The organism is Burkholderia pulmonis (assembly GCF_984667975.1).
Map to the genome: position 1 here is coordinate 157,110 of NZ_OZ480188.1, position 22,295 is coordinate 179,404.

At 68.0% G+C, this 22,295-nt stretch carries 16 protein-coding genes; 9 read left to right on the forward strand and 7 right to left on the reverse strand.

All coding sequences use genetic code 11. The annotated features are described in order from the left end of the window. Window positions 1-92: 92 nt before the first annotated feature. A complete protein-coding gene (locus tag AC5LXK_RS32610) occupies window positions 93-485 on the forward strand; it encodes a surface-adhesin E family protein (protein WP_493394742.1) in 393 nt (130 codons plus the stop codon). A 161-nt stretch (window positions 486-646) separates the two neighbouring features. Here AC5LXK_RS32610 and AC5LXK_RS32615 read toward each other — a convergent pair whose 3' ends face one another. The 6 genes from AC5LXK_RS32615 to AC5LXK_RS32640 all read right to left on the reverse strand — a co-directional run bounded on the left by AC5LXK_RS32615 (window position 647) and on the right by AC5LXK_RS32640 (window position 7,021). Further along, a complete protein-coding gene (locus AC5LXK_RS32615; RefSeq protein WP_493394743.1) occupies window positions 647-1,822 on the reverse strand; it encodes an ABC transporter ATP-binding protein in 1,176 nt (391 codons plus the stop codon). Further along, the gene (locus tag AC5LXK_RS32620; RefSeq protein ID WP_493394744.1) at window positions 1,819-2,472 is read right to left on the reverse strand and encodes an ABC transporter permease; all 654 of its coding nucleotides are present in this window, start codon (window positions 2,470-2,472) and stop codon (window positions 1,819-1,821) included. The genes AC5LXK_RS32615 and AC5LXK_RS32620 overlap by 4 nt, the downstream gene beginning before the upstream one ends. Before the next feature lie 10 nt (window positions 2,473-2,482). Beyond that, entirely contained in the window at window positions 2,483-3,394 is a 912-nt protein-coding gene (locus AC5LXK_RS32625) for a glycine betaine ABC transporter substrate-binding protein (protein WP_493394745.1), read from the reverse strand. After that, window positions 3,391-4,107: an ABC transporter permease gene (locus tag AC5LXK_RS32630; protein ID WP_493394746.1), complete on the reverse strand. Its 717-nt coding sequence runs from the start codon at window positions 4,105-4,107 to the stop codon at window positions 3,391-3,393. The genes AC5LXK_RS32625 and AC5LXK_RS32630 overlap by 4 nt, the downstream gene beginning before the upstream one ends. Before the next feature lie 621 nt (window positions 4,108-4,728). After that, entirely contained in the window at window positions 4,729-5,658 is a 930-nt protein-coding gene (locus AC5LXK_RS32635) for an agmatinase (RefSeq protein ID WP_493394747.1), read from the reverse strand. 52 nt (window positions 5,659-5,710) lie between these two features. Continuing rightward, window positions 5,711-7,021 carry an MFS transporter gene (locus AC5LXK_RS32640; protein WP_493394748.1) on the reverse strand — a complete coding sequence of 437 codons (1,311 nt, stop codon included), beginning with the start codon at window positions 7,019-7,021 and terminating at the stop codon, window positions 5,711-5,713. A gap of 154 nt (window positions 7,022-7,175) precedes the next feature. Between AC5LXK_RS32640 and AC5LXK_RS32645 the strand changes: the two genes are divergently transcribed. Further along, window positions 7,176-8,126 (forward strand): LysR family transcriptional regulator, encoded by a 951-nt coding sequence (locus AC5LXK_RS32645; protein WP_493394749.1) that lies wholly within the window; start codon window positions 7,176-7,178, stop codon window positions 8,124-8,126. A 10-nt stretch (window positions 8,127-8,136) separates the two neighbouring features. Here AC5LXK_RS32645 and AC5LXK_RS32650 read toward each other — a convergent pair whose 3' ends face one another. After that, window positions 8,137-9,231 (reverse strand): AraC family transcriptional regulator, encoded by a 1,095-nt coding sequence (locus AC5LXK_RS32650; protein WP_493394750.1) that lies wholly within the window; start codon window positions 9,229-9,231, stop codon window positions 8,137-8,139. 252 nt (window positions 9,232-9,483) lie between these two features. Here AC5LXK_RS32650 and AC5LXK_RS32655 point away from each other — a divergent pair, with 252 nt between their 5' ends. The 7 genes from AC5LXK_RS32655 (at window position 9,484) to AC5LXK_RS32685 (ending at window position 22,242) form a co-directional block, all read left to right on the forward strand. Then, window positions 9,484-10,875, forward strand: coding sequence for an APC family permease (locus tag AC5LXK_RS32655; protein WP_493394751.1), 1,392 nt, complete (start codon window positions 9,484-9,486; stop codon window positions 10,873-10,875). 50 nt (window positions 10,876-10,925) lie between these two features. Further along, window positions 10,926-12,323 carry an aspartate aminotransferase family protein gene (locus AC5LXK_RS32660; RefSeq protein ID WP_493394752.1) on the forward strand — a complete coding sequence of 466 codons (1,398 nt, stop codon included), beginning with the start codon at window positions 10,926-10,928 and terminating at the stop codon, window positions 12,321-12,323. Between the two features lie 30 nt (window positions 12,324-12,353). Continuing rightward, window positions 12,354-13,778 (forward strand): aldehyde dehydrogenase family protein, encoded by a 1,425-nt coding sequence (locus AC5LXK_RS32665; protein WP_493394753.1) that lies wholly within the window; start codon window positions 12,354-12,356, stop codon window positions 13,776-13,778. Window positions 13,779-13,922: 144 nt separating this feature from the next. Then, a complete protein-coding gene (locus AC5LXK_RS32670) occupies window positions 13,923-15,425 on the forward strand; it encodes a M81 family metallopeptidase (RefSeq protein WP_493394754.1) in 1,503 nt (500 codons plus the stop codon). A 122-nt stretch (window positions 15,426-15,547) separates the two neighbouring features. Further along, the gene (locus AC5LXK_RS32675; RefSeq protein WP_493394755.1) at window positions 15,548-16,735 is read left to right on the forward strand and encodes a YncE family protein; all 1,188 of its coding nucleotides are present in this window, start codon (window positions 15,548-15,550) and stop codon (window positions 16,733-16,735) included. A gap of 261 nt (window positions 16,736-16,996) precedes the next feature. Then, entirely contained in the window at window positions 16,997-19,354 is a 2,358-nt protein-coding gene (locus tag AC5LXK_RS32680; RefSeq protein ID WP_493394756.1) for a GH92 family glycosyl hydrolase, read from the forward strand. 386 nt (window positions 19,355-19,740) lie between these two features. Beyond that, on the forward strand, window positions 19,741-22,242 hold the full coding sequence (locus tag AC5LXK_RS32685) for a GH92 family glycosyl hydrolase (protein ID WP_493395083.1): 2,502 nt from the start codon (window positions 19,741-19,743) through the stop codon (window positions 22,240-22,242). Window positions 22,243-22,295: the final 53 nt, after the last annotated feature.

Below are 22,295 nucleotides of genomic sequence, written 5' to 3' on the forward strand. Positions count from 1 at the left end.
ATCGGTCATTCAGGGCGACGCGCGCAGGTGATGTCGGCGCGGAACGTAGAATCTGGCCACGGAATACACCGGACGGGATTCAAGGGACGAACGTGAAAAGAAACGGGATCGCGGGGGCATTGCTTGCGCTCGTCGCGCACGGCGCATGGGCGGAGAGCTGGGTCACGCTGGGGCCCGGCCCGGCAGTCGCGCTTTATGTCGATCCCGCGTCCGTCTACCGTGGCCCGCGCAATTCGTGGGTGACGGTCAAGATCGTGTATGCCGAGCCGCACCGGTATTCGGCGCCGTTTCCGGTGAAGCGCATCGTTTCCGACTGGTCGTTCGACTGCGCGAACAAGACGTGGGCGATGGGCAAGACGAGCATGACCGGAACACGGCCGGGGCAGGTCCATGTTTCACGCGAAGATTCCGACGATTACCGCTATGTCGAGCGCGATTCCATTCAGACGATGGTCATGGACTACATATGCAAGCAATCCGGATGACGGGCAGGGTGTCCGCTCGCCGGTTGTCGTTTGACAGGTTTTCGCGACAGGTTTCCTGAGCGGCGTCTTGCCGTCGATCGTCGTCGCACGCTTTTCGTACGGCGTGCGACATCGTTTTGCGTCCCGGGCCCGATGCGATGGAACACCGGCCCGGGAATGCATCAGTGAGACGCGGCTGCCGCGACGACATCGGCCGGGCTGCCCGGCGGCTGCCCCGTTTGCCGGCGCGAGCGGCCCGAGCTGAGGTATGCGGCGATCGAGTCCTGCGTGATTTCGCCGAGCCACACGCCGTCGGGGTCGAGCACCGGCATCCACGACGCGCTGTACTGGTACATCTTCGACAGCACGATACGTAGGTTGTCGTCCGCCGCGACGCCGGCCGCGAACGGCGTCACGCGTTCGCCGCATACGCCGCCGTCGGTGCGGGCCGCGCGGCGCGTCACGTAGCCGAGCGCGCGGCCGGCGTCGTCGAGCACGGTCAGGTAGCGGCAGTCGGTTTCGTCCATCACCGCCAGCGCGTGCGCGAGCGGCGTATCGACCCGCGCCGTTTCGGGTTGCGTGGCGGCGTCGCCGGCCTTCACGAGCAGCAGGCGCTTGAGCGTGCTGTCCTGGCCGACGAACTGCGCGACGAACTCGTCGCGCGGGCGTGCGAGCAGCGTATCCGGGTGATCGTACTGAACGAGCTGGCCGCGCCGGAACACGGCGATGCGATCGCCGAGCTTGATCGCCTCGTCGATGTCGTGGCTCACCATGATCACGGTCTTGTTCAGTTGCCGCTGCATCTGGAAGAACTCGTTCTGGATCGATTCGCGATTGATCGGGTCGACAGCGCCGAACGGTTCGTCCATCAGCAGCACGGGCGGATCGGCGGCCAGCGCGCGAATCACGCCGATCCGCTGCTGCTGCCCGCCCGACAGCTCGCGCGGATAGCGTTTCAGGTACAGCTTCGGATCGAGCGCGACCATCGACATCAGGTCGCGCGCCCGTTCGGCGCAGCGCTTCTTGTCCCAGCCGAGCAGGCGCGGCACGACGGTGATGTTCTCCTCGATCGTCATGTTCGGGAACAGCCCGATCTGCTGGATCACGTAGCCGATGTGGCGCCGCAGGTCGACTTCGTCGAGCCGCGCCGTATCCTCACCGTTGATGAGCACACGCCCCGACGTGGCCGCGATGAGCCGGTTGATCATCTTGAGCGTGGTGGTCTTGCCGCAGCCCGACGGGCCGAGGAACACGCAGATTTCCCCCTCGGGCACCGACAGGCTCACGGAGTCGACGGCGCGCACGGCCTGGCCGTCCTTGCGCGCGAAGGTCTTGGTCAGCTGGTCGAGTTCGATCATGTCTTCTGCACTCCCTTCGGTGTCAATGCACGCTGCAGCATCTGCAGCAGCTGGTCGGCGACGATCGCGAGCACGCTCACGAGCACCGCGCCCACCAGCAGTTTCATCATGCTGCTCTGCCCGATGGCACGCAGGATCAGCGTGCCGAGGCCGCCCGCGCCGATCACCGCGGCGATCGTCATCACGCCGATGTTCATCACGACCGCGGTGCGCACGCCCGCGAGAATCACGGGCACCGCGAGCGGCAGGTCGACGAGGCGCAGGCGCTGCCACGAGGTCATGCCGATGCCGGTGCCGGCTTCCTTGATCCCGGCGTCGACGTTGTGCAACGCCAGGTAGGTGTTGCGCATGATCGGCAGCAGCGAGTAGAGGAACACGGCCGTAATCGCGGGCGCGGCGCCGATGCCCTGGCCGAAGCGCGAGAAGAACGGGATCATCAGGCCGAACAGCGCGATGGACGGCAGCGTGAGCACGATCGTGGCGACGCCGAGCAGCGGCCCGGCGAGCCAGTCGTGGCGATTGATCAGGATGCCGAGCGGCACGCCCGCGACGATCGCGAAACCCACGGCGATCGCGACGAGCCATACGTGCTGCAGCGTCAGCTGCAGCAGCTCGGGCCAGCTCGAAGCGAGATAGTCGAATACGCTCATCGGGTCTCCTTCAGGGAAGCGGATGGGTGCGCAGGAATGCATCGGCGACGTCGCGCGGCGATTTGCCGTCGAGGTCGACCGCCTTGGCCATCGCCTGCATCCCGTCGTTGTCGAGCGCGGCCGACAGCGCGTTGAGCTGCGCCGCGAGCTTCGGGTTGCGCTCGAGCGTGCCCTTGCGGACGACGGGCGTCGCGTTGTACGGCGGGAAGAAGTGCTTGTCGTCCTCGAGCGGCACAATGCCGAAGCCCTTCACGCGCCCGTCGGTCGTATAGACGAGGCCGATCTTCAGCTGGTTGTTGTGCAGCGCCGTGTAGACGAGCCCCGGATCCATCTGCTTCAGCTGCGCGCGGCTGAACTGCATGCCGTAGGCGGCGAGCAGCGGCTTCAGGCCGTCGGGGCGGTTCGCGAATTCCGCGTCCATGCCGAACACGTAGTGCTGCGCGGCCGGATCGGTCTTCAGGTGCTCGGCGAGCTGCGACACGGTCCGGATGCCGGTGGCCTGCGCGAGCTGGCTCGGCAGGCCGATCGCGTAGGTGTCGTTGAGCGGCGACGCGTCGAGCCACACGAGCCCGCGCGGCACGTCGAGCGCCTTGACGCGCCGGTACATTTCCTCGGGCGAGAGCTTGTCCTGGATCTTGTTGTAGACCAGCGCGGCCGTGCCCGTGTAATCCCACATCAGGTCGAACTGGCCGTTCTCCAGCGCACTGCGGGCGAGCGTGCTGCCGAGGCCCGAGCGGACTTCCACGTCGTAGCCGCGCGAGCGCAGGTATTGCGACGTGACTTCCGCGAGCACGTACTGCTCGGTGAAGTTCTTCGCGCCCAGCACGAGTTTCGCGGCGAAGGCCGGCGTACCGGCCGCGACGCACAGCGCACCGGCGATGCAGAGGCGTGCGAACGATCGAAGGGTACGGTGAAGCGTCATGCGGCACCTCCGTGGCGTGCAAGCCAGTGGCGGCCGCCGGCCGCGACGATGCCGTCGAGCACGAGTGCGAGGAGCGCGGTGAGCGACGCGCCGAGCAGCAAGAGCGGCTGGTTGTCGAGGTAGATGCCGGGGAAGATCAGCGAGCCGAGGCTGTCCGCGCCGATCAGGTAGGCGAGCGGCGCCGTCCCGACGTTGATCGCGAGCGCGGTGCGCACGCCACCGACGATGATCGGCAGCGCATGGGGCAATTCCACGCGAACCAGCGACTGCCAGCCCGTCATGCCGATGCCTTTGGCGGCTTCGCGCAGCGCGGCCGGTACGTTCTTCATGCCTTCGTACGCATTGCGCGTGATGGGCAGCAGTGATGCGAGGAACAGCGCGACGATCGCGGGCACGTTGCCGATGCCGAAGATGCCGAGTGCGATGGCGAGTACGGCGAGCGACGGGATCGTGTTGCCGATGTTGAAGACCTGCATGAAGCGTTCGGCCTGGTGCTGAAATCGCGGGCGGCTCAGCAAGACGCCGGCCGGCACGCCCACGACGATGGCCAGGGTCATCGAATAGACGACCAGCAGCATGTGCTGGCCCGCGTAGTAGGCGAGATCGTCCGCGCGCTGGCGGAACGTGTCGGCGCCGATGCCGCGCGCCAATGCCCATCCGACCACGATGATTGCCACCAGGCTGCCCACCAGCTGGACAGTGCGTCGAGTCATGAAGATACGCCTCCTCAAACCGGTGCGGCACGCGCGCAGGCACGCGCCGCGATGACGCCTTATGGCGTCGCGATGGAAGTTCGTGATCCCGGCATGGCCGCGATTTGAACTGACGGAAACAGTGCTGCCGGCTGCACCGAGGGGCGGCTGGCGGTCGGGTGAACGCGCTGCTGCGTTCGTCTGATTGTCAGGTTCAGCCCGGCGGCGCCGTAACGGCGAGGCGCGTTCGAGCAGGGCACCGTCCTGTGAAGACGGCATGGATTCGGGCGGCTTGACACCGACCGCTGGGGCCGGAGGCCCCTTTGACGTGGCGAAACGGATGCATGCGCAACGAAGTGCGAAATGACATCACGTTGCGTACGAGATCATGCGTTTTGTGATGAAGTTGGGGCGAGTATAGAGCAATCGATGGATCGCGTCTACCGTGGGGAACGATCGCGGCGACGCGTCGCCGGCTGCGCGGCGGCAGCGAGGAAGATCACACCGGAGTGCTGATGGAAATGATTCGAATTGCGAATCATGTTGCCGGAATGCCTGCGTGGATGCCGGCGATTCAGGCGGTTTTGCCGCATGCCCGGCCGAAACGCCCGCGTTCGCCGGGCGCTTCGGCGCATCCGGCATTTACCGCGCCATGCGGCGCGCGCTCGTACCGATCACGTTGGTCAGCAGCCGCACGATCGTCAGCGCGGTCATCTCGCGTACGTCGAGCGCAGGGTGATATTCGACGACATCGATCCCCGCGAGGCGCGTCTGCGCGCACAGATGGCGGAGAATGCCGCGCGTCTGGTGGAACGTCAGGCCGCCGGGCATCGGCGCGACCACGCCCGGCGCGATGCCCGGGTCGAGGCCGTCGATGTCGACGGTCACGAACCACGGCGCGTCGTCCACCAGGTGCCGCGTGACGGCTTCGATCCCTTCGTCGTGCACGACGTCGGCCGGCACGAGCACGTTGCCTGAACGCAGTGCGTCTTCCACGTCGCTCGTGCGCGCGCTGCCGCTGCCGCGCAGGCCGACCTGCACGATCCGCCTGACGAACGGCATCTCGCGAATGCGCCGGATCGGGCTCGAATAGCCGTGCCGCTCGCCGTTCACTTCGTCGCGGAAGTCGAGATGCGCGTCGAACTGCAACACGTTCAGCGGCCCGTACGCTTCGAATGCGCGCACGCAGAGCGCCGGGATCGAATCGTCGCCGCCGAGCACCACCGGAATCGCGCCGCGCTTCAGCAGCGATGCAACGGCCGACGTGACGGCCGCCGCGTTGCGCGCGACGTCCAGCGTGCCGGGCAGGTTGCCGCAATCGACGCAGGTCGCGCCCGTGTCGCCGAACAGCGTGCCTTGCAGGTCGAAGTCATAGTGTCCGACCTGGCGCCCGTAGCGGAAGCTGCGCTCGCGCACCTTGTCGGGCGCGTTGGACGCGTCGCAGTGCAGCAGCGCCGGGCCGTACGGCACGCCGTAGGGCGCGCCGAGCACGGCGAACGTGGCGGAGACCTTCTCCGTGTCCTGCTCGGAACCCTGGGCAAGAAACGGCACCTTCGGTGAATCGCAAAGCATGTTTTCCTCGTTGAATAAGCGGGCGGAATGCGTGTGAACGGCTGCGCGCCCGTCAGTCGGCGACGACGTGCTCGAGCACGTCCGAACGGATCGGCCCGAGCATGAAGATGTAGATCAGGCAGCCGATGATCGCCATGACCGATGCCGAGATCATGCCGGGCGTGAACGAGCCGGTCGCGTCCTTCAGCAGGCCGATCACGGCCGGGCTCGCGATGCCCGCCAGATTGGAGATGCAGTTCTGGAAGCCGGCGACCGTGCCGGCCACCGAGCGCTCGCCGCGCGCGGATACGTCGGCCGGCAGCGCGAGAATGCTCGACGTGGCGACCGATACGCCGAAGAACGCGATCGACAGGAGCAGCAGCGCGAGCCATGCCTGCGATGCGAGCCCCGCGAGGCCGATCGTCGCGCTCAGCGCCATCCCGACGACGATGCAGAACTTGCGCGCGAAGTTCAGGCCGTAATGGCTCGCGGCGATCCGGTCCGAGATCCAGCCGCCGACCCACGAGCCGACCAGCCCCGCGAGGCCCGGCAGGATGCCGTAGAAGCCGAGCTGCAGCAGGCTGAAGCCGCGTTCCTTCACGAGGTAGGTCGGATACCACGTGATGAAGAAGTACACGACGTAGCCCTGGCACGCGAAGCCCAGCGACATCGCCCACACCACGCGCGACGTGAACAGCTCGCGCCACTTGATGCGGACCGGCGCGCGCTTTTCGGTCGGGGCGGCCTGGCCGACGTGCTTCGCTTCGGCTTCGTTGACGAAGCGGCTCTGCGACGGAAACTCGCTCGCGACCAGCATCCAGACGACGACCCACACGAGGCCGATCACGCCGGTGAAGATGAACGACGCGCGCCAGCCGTATGCGGTGATGATCGCGGTGCAGATCGGCAGCGCGATCAGCGTGCCGCCGCGCGCGCCGCAATCGTAGATGCCGGACGCGAGGCCGCGTTCGGTCGGCGGAAACCAGCGTTCGACGAACTTGGTGGCGGACGGGAACGCGCCGGCTTCGCCGACGCCGAGCAGGAAGCGCAGGCCGAGCAGCGATGCGCCGCCGCGCGCGAGGCTCGTCGCCATCGTGAACGCCGACCACCACACGACGGCGCCGGCGAACACGAGCTTTGCGCCGAACCGGTCGACGAGCATGCCGGCCGGGATCTGGCATGCCGCATAGGTCCAGAAGAACGCGCCGAGGATCAGGCCCGATTCCGCGGACGACAGATGCAGCTCCGTGTTCATGTACGGCAGCGCGACCGCCAGGTTGGCGCGGTCCATGTAGTTGGTGACGATCGCGAGAAACGCGAGGAACACCATGAACCACCGGAATTTCGTGGGCTTCTGTGCCCGTGAGCTCGACATTGTCTGCATCGCTGTGTCTCCCGACCTGCCCGTTGCGGCCGCTTTTGTGTTCAAAGCCGTGATTTCATCGAATTCCGGCCTGTTCCGCCAATACATTGTCGGACCGCGCCCTATAACCGTGGGTTATGCTCTCGCGAGTATCCGGCGTCGAAAGGAGGGGCATATGGCGAGGCGAACGCTCAACTATCACCAGGTCGAGCTGCTGTACGAGGTCGTCCGGTGCCGGACGCTGACGGCGGCGGCGCGCAACCTGCACATCTCGCAGCCGGCGGTGACGAAGCAACTGAAGGCGCTGGAAGAAAGCCTCGGTGTCGAGCTGTTCAAGCGCGAGAAGGGCCGCCTGCTGCCGACGGCCGAGGCCATCCTGCTGTTCGAGCAGACCGAGCGGACCAACGCGAGCCTGCATGCGCTGAACGAGCTCGCGGACGGCCTGCGCGGCGGCACGCTCGGCCGCCTCGGCATCTGCGCGTATCCGGCTGTGACGGAGCGGTTGCTGCCCGAAGCGATCACCGTGTTCCAGGAAAAGTACCCGAAGGTGTTCGTCGAGGTCGCGATCGAGAACGCGGAGCGGATGCTCGATCTCGTCGAGAGCCAGCAGATGGATCTCGGCATCTGCGCGCCGTTTCGCGCGATGCGCAACGTCGCCGAGCAGCATCTGCTCGATTCGACGATCGTCTGCGCGATGCGCGCCGACGATCCGCTGGCTGCGCGGCGGACGGTCACGCTCGCCGATCTCGAAGCCGGCGGGCTGACGAGCGTCGATGCGCTGGAAGGCATTCCCGAACTGGAGGCGCTGCTGTCGGCGTCCGAGAACCGGCACGCGATCCACGCGCGGGTGTCGAGCTCGGCGCTCGCGTGCCGGATGGTGCAACTCGCCGGGCGCCGCGCGATCGTCGACAGCCTGACGGCCGCATCGATCGATGCGACGGGCCTCGCGTTCGTGCCGATCGACACGATCCCGCCGCGCCGTATTGCGATGCTGCGTCCGTCGCTGCGGCCGGGCAGCGCGTTCACGGAAGCGTTCTGCCGGATCCTCGAGAGCCAGGCGAAGCGGCTTCAGGCGGACATGACGCGCCGGTGCGCGAGCCCGCGGCGCGTCAGGGCGAAGCGGTAGCGCAGCCGGGTCACGCGTCGGCGTCGGGGTCCGCGCGTGGCGTCTTGCCGGTCCAGCGCCGGTACGCGTGACGGAAGCTGCGCGGCTCGCTGTAGCCGAGCCGTTCGGCGATCGCGGCGACCGTCAGCGTGTGATCGTCGAGCAGGCGCACGGCTTCGTCGCGCCGCACGTCGTCGAGCAGCGACTGAAACGCGATGCCGTCCTTGTCGAGCCGCCTGCGCAGCGTGCGCTCCGTCAGGTGCAGCGCGCTCGCGAGCGACGTCATCGACTTGAAGCGCGCGAGGTCGCGGGCCATCAGCTCCTTCGCGCGATCGGCGAAGCGCGTGCCGACCGATGCGGCCCACTGCCGCTCGAGCACTTCGCACTGACCGTGCAGCGCATTGAAGCTGACTTCGTTCGCGAGGCGCGGCGCTTCCGTGCCGTTCACGGACGTGAACACGAGACGGTTGTCGCCCGCGTTGAATACGACCGGGCAGCCGAAGTGGCGTGCGTAGTCGGCCGCGTTGCGCGGCGTGCGGCGCGCGAGCTGCAACTGCTCGGGCCACACCGGCTTGCCGACGAGATCGGACACGATCAGGCGCAGGCTCGACAGGCACATGTCGACCTGGAATACCTCGAGATCGGGCTCGCCGTTGTAGCGACCGATGGTCACGCTCATGCCGCCCGCGTGCGCGTCGATGCGCACGTCGAAATACAGCCCCATGAACAGCGGAAACTGACCCATGCACCGGAACGCCTGCATCACCGAGCCGCTGATCAGCATCGCGTAGCCGGCGAGCCCGAGCGTCGACACGTGCAGCCGGGCGCCGATCGACAACCCGATCGACGGCACGCCGCTGCAGCGCAGCAGGTTGCGGAAGCAACGCTGCTCCTGGCCGCGATTGACGTGCAGGTTCGGCGACGCGACTTCGTCCGCGCCGAGCCCCGTGCCTTTGAGCAGCGCGGCGCCGTCGATGTGCCGCACGCGGCACTCGTCCAGCGCGACCGCGATCGCGTGGACGGTGGCGGGAATATCCTCCTGGCGCCCGGCCGGGCGCGCGAGGCCGAGCGCCGAGCGCAGGCTGCGTTCGGCCCGGCTCTGGTTTCGATGGGAACGGCTGTCCATGGTGCCGATGCGGTGACGGGGTCGCGTAGAACATAGCCGGAATGTCCGCAAAACGCCAGTGCGGCACAGCAGCATGTGCGGCGCGGAATGCGCAATGCATGGCATCGTGTCCGGAAATATCCCTCTATTACGTCCGCTTTTCTCATCCGTCCTCGATTTTTTGGCGCACCACACTTTCTTCCAGTCGTGCACCGCCGGCAGCGCCGGGGGCACGCGTGTTGAAGTCATGGACGCCACCCACGTGAGGACAGCATGGACAACGACAGGCCCGGTCGAACCGCATCAGTCGCCGCGACGCATGACTTCGGCGCGCACGCGCACCGGAGCGACCCGGACGAACGCCGCAAGCCGCACCTGCTCGGCCTCTCGACGCTGGTGATCTTCGGCCTCGCGTACATGCTGCCGATGACGGTGTTTACGACCTACGGCCTCGTCACGAGCGAGACGAACGGACACCTGACGACCGCGTATGCGGTCACGCTGGTCGCGATGCTGTTCACCGCGCGCAGCTACGGCCACATGGCGCGTCTGATGCCGAGCGCCGGGTCGGCCTACACGTTCGCGAGCCGCAACTTCGGCACATCGGCCGGCTTCATGGTCGGCTGGGCATTGCTGATGGACTACCTGTTCATCCCGATGATCAGCTATCTCGCGATCGGCATCTACATGAAGCAGCTATTCCCCGGCGTACCGGCCGGCGTGTGGATCGTCGGCAGCATCGCGCTGATCACCGGGCTGAACATCGTCGGCATCCGGCTCGTCAATCGCGTGAACCTGATCCTGATCGCGAGCCAGCTCGTATTCATCGCGATCTTCGTCGTCGCATCGGCGCACGTCGCGGCCGGCGAAGGGCTGTCGGCCGCCGTCGCGTTGCCGTCGTCCGGCGATGCGCGCGGGATCTTCGCCGGCGCCGCGATCCTGTGCCTGTCGTTCCTCGGCTTCGATGCGGTCACCACACTGTCGGAAGAGACGCACGAGCCGCGGCGCACGGTGCCGCGCGCAATCCTGCTCTGCACGCTCGCGAGCGGCCTGCTGTTCATGCTGATCGCGTACGTCGGGCAAGTGGTGTTCCCCGACTGGCACGCATTCAAGGATCTCGATTCGGCCAGCCTCGAACTGATGCGACGCGTCGGCGGCCGCACGCTGTCGGCGTTCTTCGTCGCGGTGTACGTGGCCGGTTGCTTCGCGAGCGCGATGGCCGGGCAGGCGAGCGTGACGCGCGTGCTGTTCGCGATGGGCCGCGACCGCGTGCTGCCCGAGTGCGTGTTCGGCCATCTGCATGCGCGGCTGCGCACGCCGGTGCGCGCGACGCTCGCGGTCGGCGTCGTGTCGCTGTCGGCGCTGTTCATCACGCTCGATCTCGCGTCGACGATGATCAGCTTCGGTGCGCTCGTCGCGTTCGCGGTCGTGAACCTGTGCGTGATCCGCAGCTACCTGGGCCGGCCCGAGCATCGTCGCGCGGCGGGCTGGATCGCGTTCGGCCTGATGCCGGCGATCGGCTTCGCGATGAACGTGTGGCTCTGGTCGGGACTGTCGCGCCAGACGTTCTACGTCGGCACCGGCTGGCTCGTGCTCGGGCTCTGCCAGCTCGTATGGCTGACGCGCGGCTTCACGCGCCCGGCGCCGACGCTGTCGATGAACTGAATGACCGGCCGCGCGGTGCCGGTTCCGAAACCCTGAAGGAGGAGTGATCCATGAACGCTGTTGACGTCAATCTCGATACGGACCTGCAGGCGCTCGGCAAGCGCCACCTGCTGATGCACTTCACCCATGCCGATGCGTACCGCGAGAACGCGCTGACCGTGTTCGACCGCGGCGAAGGCTGCTGGCTCGTCGATCGCAACGGCAAGCGCTATTTCGACGGGCTGGCCGGGCTGTACTGCGTGCAGGTCGGCTACAGCCACGGCGCGGAGATCGGCGATGCGATCCGCGAGCAGATGGTGCGGCTGCCGTTCGCGACCAATTGGGGCTACGGCCACGAGCCGGCGATCCGGCTCGCGCACAAGCTCGCGGCGCTTGCACCGGAGGGCCTGAACCGCGTGTTCTTCACGTCGAGCGGCTCGGAGTCGAACGAGTCGGCGATCAAGCTCGTGCGCCAGTATCACCAGTCGCGCGGCGAGCCGCAGCGGCGCAAGTTCATCGCGCGGCGCGTCGCGTATCACGGCACGTCGTTCGGCGCGCTCGCGCTGAACGGGATGACGAACTTCCGCAAGCATTTCGAGCCGCTGATGTCGGGCGTGCGGCATGTGGGCAATACGAAGCGCTACGGCCGACCGGTGGGCGAGACGGACGCGCAGTTCACGCGCCACCTGCTCGACGAGATCGAGTCGCTGATCGTTCAGGAAGGGCCGGATACGGTGGCCGCGATCGTCGTCGAGCCGCTGCAGAACGCGGGCGGCAGCCTGACGCCGCCGGCCGGCTACGCGGCCGGGCTGCGCGACATCTGCGACCGGCACGGCGTGCTGCTCGTCGCGGACGAGGTGATCTGCGGATTCGGCCGGCTCGGCGAATATTTCGGCTCGGCGCGCTACGGGCTGAAGCCGGACATCATCACGTTCGCGAAGGGCATCGCGTCGGGCTATGTGCCGCTCGGCGGCGTGATCGCGAGCGATGCGGTGGTCGACACCGTGCTCGACGGGCCGCAGCAGATGTTCCTGCACGGCGCGACATACGGCGGCCACCCGGTCGCGTGTACGGCCGCGCTCGCGAACCTCGCGATCATGGAGCGCGAAGGGGTGCTCGAGAACGTCCGCGCCAACGAAGCGGTGTTCCGCCAGACGCTCGACGGGCTGCTTGAGCTGCCGTGCGTTGGCGACGTGCGCGGCGACGGCTACCACTACTCGCTCGAACTCGTGACCGACAAGGCCGCGCGGCGGTGGGCGGCCGGCATCGGCGCGCAGGCGTTCGTGTCGACGATGCTCGCGCCCGCGATCTTCGACGCGGGGCTGCTGTGCCGCGCGGGCGTCGATCACGAAGGCACGCCGATCGTGCAGTTCTCGCCGCCGCTCGTGATGTCGCGCGACGAGATCGTGTGGTTCGTCGCGCAGATCCGCGACATCCTCGTCGACACCTACGCGCGTGCGACGCGCTGAGCGCGGCGCCCTTTCATTCAGGAGCATTCGATGCGAACGTCACAACAGTCCTATCTCGGCGGCCAGTGGCTCGACCCGGCCGATGCGCGGTCGATCGATGTGATCGACCCGTCCACCGCGCGGCCGTACGCGCAGCTTCGGATCGGCGGCACGGCCGACGTCGACCGTGCGGTCGGCGCGGCGAAGCGGGCTTTCGACACGTATTCGTGCTGGTCCGTGGACGAGCGCGTCGCGTTGCTGAAGCGCGTCCTCGAGATCTACCAGCGCCGCTACGAAGAAGTCGCGCAGACGATCAGCCAGGAGATGGGCGCGCCGATCGCCTTTGCGCGCGCGATGCAGGCCGCGGTCGGCACCGCGCATCTCGAACAGACGATCCGCGCGCTGCAGTCGTTCCGCTTCAGCACGCAGACCGATTCGCTGCTGGTGTCGCACGAACCGATCGGCGTGTGCGCGCTGATCACGCCGTGGAACTGGCCGATCAACCAGATCGTGTGCAAGGTCGCGCCGGCGCTGGCGGCCGGCTGCACGATGGTGCTCAAGCCGAGCGAGATCGCGCCGTTCAGCGCGATCCTGTTCGCGGAGATCCTGCACGAAGCGGGCGTGCCGCCCGGCGTGTTCAACCTCGTGCACGGCTACGGGCACGAAGTGGGCGATGCGCTGTCGCGGCATCCGGATGTCGACATGGTGTCGTTTACCGGCTCGACCCGCGCGGGCGTCGAGGTCGCGAAGGCGGCTGCCGATACCGTGAAGCGCGTGCACCAGGAGCTCGGCAGCAAGAGCCCGAACCTGATCCTGCCCGACGCCGACATCGAGGACGCGGTCACGCGCGGCGCGCGCAGCTGCTTCAGCAACAGCGGCCAGTCGTGCAATGCGCCGACGCGCATGCTCGTGCACGTGGATCATCTGGCGCTGGCCGAGCAGGCGGCGCGGCGCGAGGCGGAGCGCACCGTCGTCGGCGATCCGCGCTCGACGGAAACCGGCATCGGGCCGGTGGTCAGCCGCACGCAGTTCGATCGTATCCAGCACTTCATCCGGCTCGGGATCGAAGAAGGCGCGACGCTCGTCGCGGGCGGCCCCGGCCGGCCGGAAGGGCTCGGCGACGGGTTCTACGTGCGGCCGACGGTGTTCTCGAACGTCACGCCGGCGATGACGATCGCGACCGAGGAAATCTTCGGGCCGGTGCTGTCGATCATGACCTACCGGACCGAGGAGGAAGCTGTCGCGCTCGCGAACGATTCGGTGTACGGGCTCGCGGCCTACGTGCAGTCGAAGGATCTCGAGCGCGCCCGTCGGGTCGCGGCGCGGTTGCGCGCCGGCAACGTCCACATCAACTACCCGGCGTGGAACCCGGCCGCGCCGTTCGGCGGCTACAAGCGTTCGGGCAACGGACGCGAGTACGCGGAGTTCGGCCTCGTCGAGTATCTGGAAACGAAGGGCACGACGGGGTACGCTTGAGCGACATGCGGATGGGCTGGCCGGGCGGCGGCGTCCTGCGGGGCGCCGCGCCCCGATATCGATTGCGGGGAGTTCGACGATGCGGAGGGTGCAGATGAACGAAGTCATGCGCGGTGCGGCCGCGCTCGCGGAGGGCCGCGCGCGATGAAGATCCTGATCGCCCGGATGAACCACGAGACCAACACGTTCTCGCCGGTGCCGACGCCGCTCGCCGCGTTCGGCCGCAACGGCCCCGACTGGGGCGACGACGCGTATCGCGCGAATCGCGGCATGCGCACCGCGATGGCCGCGTTCATCGATGCGGCCGAGCGCGAAGGCGCCGACATCGTGACGCCCGTATCGGCAGCCGCGAACCCGAGCGGGCCTGTCGCGGCCGATGCGTATGCGGCGATTTGCGATGCAATCGTCGCCGCCGCGCCCGGTTGCGACGCGGTGATGCTCGACCTGCACGGCGCGATGGTCGCCGAGCAGAGCGCGGACGGCGAGGGCGACCTGCTCGCGCGCGTGCGCGCGGCGCTGCCCGATGCGCCGATCGCGGTCGCGCTCGACCTGCACGCGAACGTCACGCAGCAGATGATCGATCACGCGGACGTGATCGTCAGTTTCAAGACTTACCCGCACGTCGATATGGCTGAGACGGGCGAGCACGCGGCGCGCGTGCTGTTCGACCGGCTTCACGGCCGCGCCCGGCCCGTGCTCGCATGGCGGCAGCCGCCGCTGATGACGTCGACGCTGCGCAGCGCGAGCGCAGAAGGCGCGATGCGGCGCGCGGTGGAGGCCGCACGCGCGGCCGAGGCGGACGGGATGCTCGCGGTATCGGTGCTGCCCGGGTTCTCGCTCGCGGATATTCCCGCGCCATGCATCAGCGTGGTCGTGGTGGCCGACGGCGACCGCGCCGCGGCCGACGCGGTCGCCGAGCGCATCGCGCGGCAGATCTGGGACGCGCGCGACGATTTCGTGTATCGCAGCGCGCCGCTCGACGAATCGGTCGCGCAGGCCGCGGCGCTCGCGCATGGCGCGGATCGCCCGGTGCTGATGCTCGATCACGGCGACAACTGCATGTCGGGCGGCCCGTGCGACACGATGGACCTGCTCGAGGCCGCGCTCGCGCACGGGCTCGACGGGATCGTCAGCGGGCCGTTGTGCGACCCGGCAGCGGTCGCGGCGCTGATCGACGCGGGCGTGGGCGCGACCGTCACGGTGCCGGTCGGTAACCGGCTGCCGTCGCACGGCGGCGTGCGGCGCGAGCCGTTTCGCGCGACGGGCATCGTGCGCGCGATCACCGACGGCGAATACGTGATCACCGGCCCGACGTATACCGGCCAGCGCGCGTACATGGGCCGCGCGGCCGTGCTCGACATCGGCACGGCCACGCTCGTCGTCACCGAGCGCACGCAGGAGCCGTGGGATCTCGGCGTGTTCGAGAGCGTCGGCGTCGATCCGCGCCGCGCGCGCTTCCTGCTGCTGAAGTCGCGGATGTACTGCCGGCCGGTGTTCGTGCCGATCGCGGCGGCGCTGGTCGAGTGCGACAGCCGCGGCGTGACGGGCTCGGACTACGGGCTGTTCAGCTATGAACGGCTTGCCCGGCCGGTGTATCCGCTCGACGACCTCGACCGGTGGGAGCAGGGCGCTCGATCGACGGGCTGACGGAAGCGGGCGCGAGGCGCCGGGTCGGCGCGCTTTCGGGCATCATGCGGTGGCACCGGCCCGTCGAGCAGCAGGGCCGGGCAATCCATTGCGTCCGCAACCGATCCGGAGAACCGACCGCCATGCATTCGAATCCTTTCCGCCTGCGCAGCGCGCGCCTGCTCGCCGCGCTGACCCTCGCCACGACGGCCGTTGCCGTGCACGCCGCCGACTGGATTGTGTCCGGCAACGACGGCAAGTACCAGCGCGTCGAGGGCCGCGACACCTATCTGCCTTCACCGCCCGCCGACACGCTGACGCTGCTCGACGCCAGCACGTTCCCGCCGAAGGTCGCGCTGCAGGTCGACGTCGAGAACGGCATCCAGGGGCCGCCGCAGGCCGTCGCGATCACGCCCGACGCGAAGCTCGCGCTCGTCGGCGCGCCGACCCGCTACGACACGGCCGCGAAGCAGCTCGTGTACGACACGTTCCTGCAGGTCGTGAATCTCGACAGCGCGCCGCCCGCGATCACGCGCATCGAGCTCGGCACGCATCCGCAGGGGATCGCGATCGACCGCTCGGGCCGGCTCGCGCTCGTCGCCAATGTCGACGGCAGCGTGTCGATCCTGCGCATCGACGGCCCGCACGTGACGCTCGACGGCAACCTGAAGATCGGCAAGAAGCGGCTGGCCGGGATCAGTTTCACGCACGACGGCAAGCATGCGCTCGTGTCGCTGCGCGACGAGCAGGGCGTCGCGGTGCTGAACGTCGACGACGGCAAGGTGACCGACAGCGGCACGCGCCTGAGCACGGGCGTCGCGCCCTACACGATCGACGTGTCGAGCGACAACCGCTGGGCCGTGGTCAGCAACGTCGGGCTGGCCGGGCTGCCGGGCTATACGGGCACGCTCGCGGGCGATGCCGATTCGATCGCGCTGATCGACGTGTCGCACGCGCCATTCCGCACGGTCCAGTACCTGACGGTGCCGTCGCTGCCGGAAGGCGTCGCGATCTCGCCGGACGGGAAGTGGATCGCCGTGCAGGCGATGGACGGCTCGAACCTGACGCCCGACAACCCGGGCCGCCACAAGCTCGGCAAGGTGCTGCTGTTCGCGATCCGCGACGGGCAGGCCGTGAAGGTGAGCGAGTTGCCCGGCGGCGAAGCCGCGCAGGGCATCGTGTTTACCGCCGACAGCCGGCACGTGATCGTGCAGTTCAACGTCGAACGGCAGCTTGCGCTGTATGCGGTCGAAGCCGGCAAGCTGCGCGATACGGGCAAGCGGATCGCGCTGACAGGCGGGCCTTCTTCGCTGAGGACACTGCCGCGCTGACGCCGGCTTCGCCGATTCGTTCGCATCCCTGAGTGCACGTGGCGCCCGGATTCGCCGGGCGTCCGTCGCCGCACGCCCTTGTTCCGCCGCGTTGCAACGCAACAAACACCGGCAATTTGTACCCATAGCCACTTAACGCCCGATTGTTTAGTTAAACAAACTGAAAATTCGGGAAACTTCTTGTGGTGAATAAACAGTCGTTACGGCACTGTAAGCCCCTGGGAAGGTAGCGCAAAACAATCCCGAAACAGGAGGCCTACGTTGACGAACAGTGCACGCTGGATAGTGGCGGCCATCACGGTCGCAATAGGGAGCGCCGGATGCGGCGGCGATTCGATCGACGGCACGCCGGCACCGGCCGTCGCAAGCGTGGCACCGACGACGCAACCGGGCACGCCGGGTACGCCGGCCGCGACGCCGGACGCACCGGCTTCCGCCGCCGTGGTCGCGGACCTGAAGCTGACGCAATACGTCGATCCGATGATCGGCACCGACCAGGTGCCGCCGCTCGTTCCCGAGATCGCGAAGACGGCGCCTGAAGATTTGCTCGGCGGGTTCACGACGCCGGCCGCGACGCTGCCGTCCGGGATGGTCCAGTGGGGGCCGGACACGCCGTCCGTGCCGAACACGTGGAGCCCGCCCGGCTATCACTACAGCCAGACGAGCATCACCGGCTTCAGTCTCACGCACCTGAGCGGCGTGGGCTGCAGCGCGGGCGGCGCGCTGCCGGTGTTCCCGACCGTCGCGGGGCAAGCCGGCCCGGCCGTGTTCAAGCATGCGAACGAAACGGCGCGGCCCGGCTACTACGGCGTGACTTTCGACAACGGCATCCGCACCGAGCTGAGCGCCACGCTGCGTTCCGGCGCGGCGCGCTTCGTGTGGCCGGCCGGCAAGCGCGGGCAGCTCAATCTCGCGGCGAAGACCAACTCGGCGTCGTGGGGCGGCACGATCGCGCAGGATCCGGGCGATCCGCAAGCGCTGTCGGGGTCGATGACGGGCGGAAGCTTCTGCAGCAGCGGGCAGACCTACAAGATCTACTTCTATGCGCGCGTCGACCGGCCGTTCACCGCGAAGCTCGGCAGCGGTACTGCGCAGCTGACGTTCGCGGCGTCGTCCGGCGCGCCGTCGACGGTGAACATGAAGGTCGGGATCTCGTACGTCAGCGTCCAGAACGCGAAGGCCAACCTCGACGGCGAGAGCGGCACGCAGACCTTCGACCAGATCGCGGCGCAGGCCGACGCGACCTGGAACCAGGCGCTCAATGCGATCCAGGTCACGGGCGGCAGCGCCGCCAACCTGAAGAAGTTCTATACCGCGCTGTATCACGTGCTGCTCGCACCGAGCGTGTTCAGCGACGTGAACGACGACTACCTGACCATGGGCGGGAAGACCGCCAATGCAGGCAAGGACCGCATCCACTACACGACGTTCTCGAGCTGGGACACCTACCGTTCGCTGATGCCGCTGATCGCATGGCTGAAGCCGGCCGCCGCGAGCGACATGATGCAGTCGCTCGTCGACGACGCCGGTACGTGCGGCGGCGCGTTCCCGAAATGGGTCGAAGGCAACACGAGCAGCGACGTGATGCCGGGCGACAACGTGCCGATCCTCGTGGCGCAGAGCTACCTGTACGGCGCGACGGGCTTCGACGCGAAGAAGGCGCTGTCGATCATGCTCGACACGGCGTCGGGCGTCGTCACCGCATGCAAGGGTGTCACGGCGCTGCCGGGGCTCGCCCAGTACCAGCAGACCGGCTACCTGCCCGCCGATGCGTTTATCCGGGTCGACAGCAGCCACAGCGGCGGCACGGCGTCGACGACGCTCGAATATGCGGCGACCGACTATGCGATCTCGCGCTTCGCGCAGGCGCTCGGCGATACCGGCAACGCCGCGAAGCTGCTCGCGCGGTCGGCGAACTGGAAGAACGTGATCAACCCGGCCGCGCCGGGCAGCAACGGCGCGACGCTGCCGCGCCTGTCCGATCGCAATAGCGACGGCAGCTGGGTCGCGAATTCGTTCGACGAGATCGAAGGGAACGTCGAGCAGTACACGTGGATGGTGCCGTTCGACATCCCGGGGCTGATGGGCGTGCTGGGCGGCGACGCGGCGGTCGTGCCGCGCCTCGACACGTTCAACGCGTACCTGAATGCCGGCTCGAAGAGCCCGCACCTGTGGATCGGCAACGAGCCGGCCTTCGCGACGCCGTGGCTCTACAACTGGACGAGCCGCCCCGACAAGACGCAGGCGCTCGTGCGCCGGATCCTCGACGAGCAGTTCACGACCGCGGCGTCCGGCCTGCCGGGCAACGACGACGAAGGGGCGACGTCGGGCTGGTTCGTCTGGGCCGCGCTCGGCCTTTACCCGGAAATCCCGGCCGTGCCCGGTTTCACGCTGACGAGCCCGTTGTTCCCGCACGCGCTGCTTCGGCTCGGCAACGGCAAGACGCTGACGATCGATGCGGACAACCCCGGTTCGGTCTACGTGCAGCGCGCGACGCTGAACGGCGCGCCGTTGACGGGCAGCTGGATCGATTTCGCGCAGGTGAGTAACGGCGGCGCGATCACGTTCGGGCTCGGCGATGCGCCGTCGGCATGGGGCAAACCGCCGGCCGCGCGATAGCGCGCGGCGGCTGAAGGAGGAGGCCGGCGACGGTCGCCGCGGCAGCGGCCGGCGCCGGGTAGTCGCAAGCGAAAGTCTGCGCGACGCCGAGTGGGGGGACCAACCGGCGTCGCGCCGCGCAAGGCCGCAAGCCTGGCGGCGCGTCGGAACATCGTCGATGCCGGATGACTCGTTCAATTAACGGTACCAAGCGAAAAATGACACATCCACGACTCTTGATCGTCGCTGCACTGACCTGTGCAGCGCTTGCCGCGTGTGGCGGCGATGACGTGAACAGTACGCCGACCGCCAGCAATGGCGGCGCAGACGGGCCATCGACATCGACGCCGGCGCAGCCGGGGCAGCCGACACAGCCCGGGCAACCGTCCACGCCCACCCGCACCAACATGCAGCTGACGCAGTTCGTCAACCCGCTCATCGGCACGCAGGTCAACGGCGATTCCGGTTACGCGGGCAACGTGAACCCGGGCGCCACGGTACCGTTCGGCATGGTCGACTTCGGTCCGAACACGCCGCGCTACGACTTCAACGGTTCGGGCGGCTACCTGTCGTCGCGCGGCTCGGGCGGCACGATCGATTTCTTCAGCGTCACGCACCTGAGCGGCGTCGGCTGCCCGGGGCAGGGCACGGTCGCGATGCTGCCGACCGACGGGGCGAACGCGATCACGTCGAATGGCGGTCCGACCGGCGTCGCGTACAACTATGCCGACGAAGTGGCCCAGCCCGGCTACTACAAGGTGCGCCTCGCGAACGGCATCGTGACGGAGCTGAGCGCGACCGCGCGCTCCGGCATCGCGCGCTTCACGTATACGGACAAGGACAAGGGCTTTTTCTCGATCGATGCGAAGCTGAACGGCAACAGCGACTCGGGCAGCACCAGCATCACCGCCAACCACGTCGCGCTGGCGATCTCGAGCGACGGCAAGTCGATGAGCGGGCAGGCCGTCGCGCCGGCCTTCTGCACGCCGTACGGCACCCGCTGGAACGCCCCGGTGTATTTCTATGCGACCTTCGACAAGCCGCTGCGCAGGCAAACGGGCACGTCGCCGGTGAATACCGCCAGCAACGGCGCGGCGACACTGCAGTTCGACCTGACCGACGCGGACAAGACCGTCACCGTGAAGGTCGGGATCTCGTCGGTCAACGTGACGAATGCGCAGGCGAACCTGGCCGCCGAGGGCGACAAGCTGGCGTTCGACGATACGCGCACGAAGGCAGCCGCGCTGTGGAACGACCGGCTGAACACGATACAGATCGACCAGGCCAAAGATCCCGCGTCGTTGAACGCGACGCAGAAGGCGAACCTCACGAAGTTCTACACGGCGCTGTATCACGTGTTCAGCGCGCCGACGCTCTATAGCGATGCCAACGGCGATTTCCGCAGCATGCGCCAGCCCAACGATCCGGGCAGCCCGTTCAACTATTCGACGGGCGTCGACAGGACGGGGGCGTTTCCTTCGCGCGCCGCCGCGAACGTGAGCAGTTATGCGTATCGTCGCGCGGACGGATCGTCCGGCCAGTATCGCAATCACTACACCGGCTTTTCGCTGTGGGACACGTACCGCTCGCAGGCGCAGCTGCTCGCGTTGCTCGCGCCGCAGGAATCGAACGACATGATGCAGTCGCTCGTCGTCGACGGGCTGCAGTGCGGCGCTTTCCCGCACTGGGTCGACGGCAGCGACGATTCGACGCCGATGTCGGGCGACAACGCACTGAACGTGATCGCCGGCGCCTACAAGTTCGGGGCGACCGACTTCGACCTGGTGTCGGCCGCGCGCCTGATGAAGCAGTCCGCGTTCGATCCGTCGAGCGCCTGCAACGACCGCCCGAGCGCGCCGGGGCTGCTCAACTTCCTGACTGCCCACTACCTGTCGCCGGCCGACGACGGCCACTCGTCGTCGGCGACCATCGAGCGCGTGCTGAGCGACCGCTCGGCGGCCGCGTTCCTGCAGGCATTGCCCGCCAGCGTGCGCAACGCACCGTCGGTCGGCGTGACGCCCGACAACATCAGCACGCTGTACACGCGCGCGTCGTGGTGGCGCAACATCTTCGACACCACGAACAAGGTGATCGCCGCCCGCAACGCGCCGCCGGCCGGCGCGGCGCCCGGCACGCTGGGCACGCTCGTGCAGGGCTCGTTTCACGAATCGACGGAGCCGAACTACTTCTGGACCTTCGCGCAGGACTGGAGCGCGCTGATCGACGCGATCGGCGGCAAGCAGGCGGCCGTCGCACGGCTCAACAAGCTGTTCTCGATCACGACGCCGTACTCGACCGTGCCGACCTCGGGCGACCTGAACGGCGGCGAATCGTCCAACGGCCTCTACATCGGCAACGAACCGTCGTTCCAGGCGCCGTGGGGCTACAACTGGGCCGGGCAGCCGAGCGGGACGCAGTACATCCTGCCGATCATCATGGCGCAGACGTTCACGACCGGGCGTGACGGCCTGCCGGGCAACGACGACATGGGTGCGACGTCGAGCTGGTACGTGTGGGCGACGCTCGGCATGTTCCCGGTGATTCCGTCGGAAGCCGGCGTGACGCTGGCCACGCCGCAGTTCAGCGGGATCACCGTCTGGTTCGGCAACGGCAAGACGCTGCGGCTCGAAAGCGACAAGCAGGTCGCGGCGGACGATACCGGCCATGCCGCATTCCCGTACATCCAGTCGCTGAAGGTCAACGGCGCGGACTACGCGGGCTCGTGGCTGCCGCTGGGCAAGATCGCCAACGGCGGGACGATGAGCTATGCATTGGCCGCGGCGCCGACGCAATGGGCGGCCGCCGACAACCTGACGCCGCCGTCCGGCCCGAACGCGGACTACACGCAAATGACGGCCGGCGGCCCGTCGGCCGCAATGCGCATGCAGCACCAGGCCGGCACGCGATAAACGCAACCGCGGCGTACCCGTGACAGCGTCCCGGGTGCGCCGGTCGAGACGAC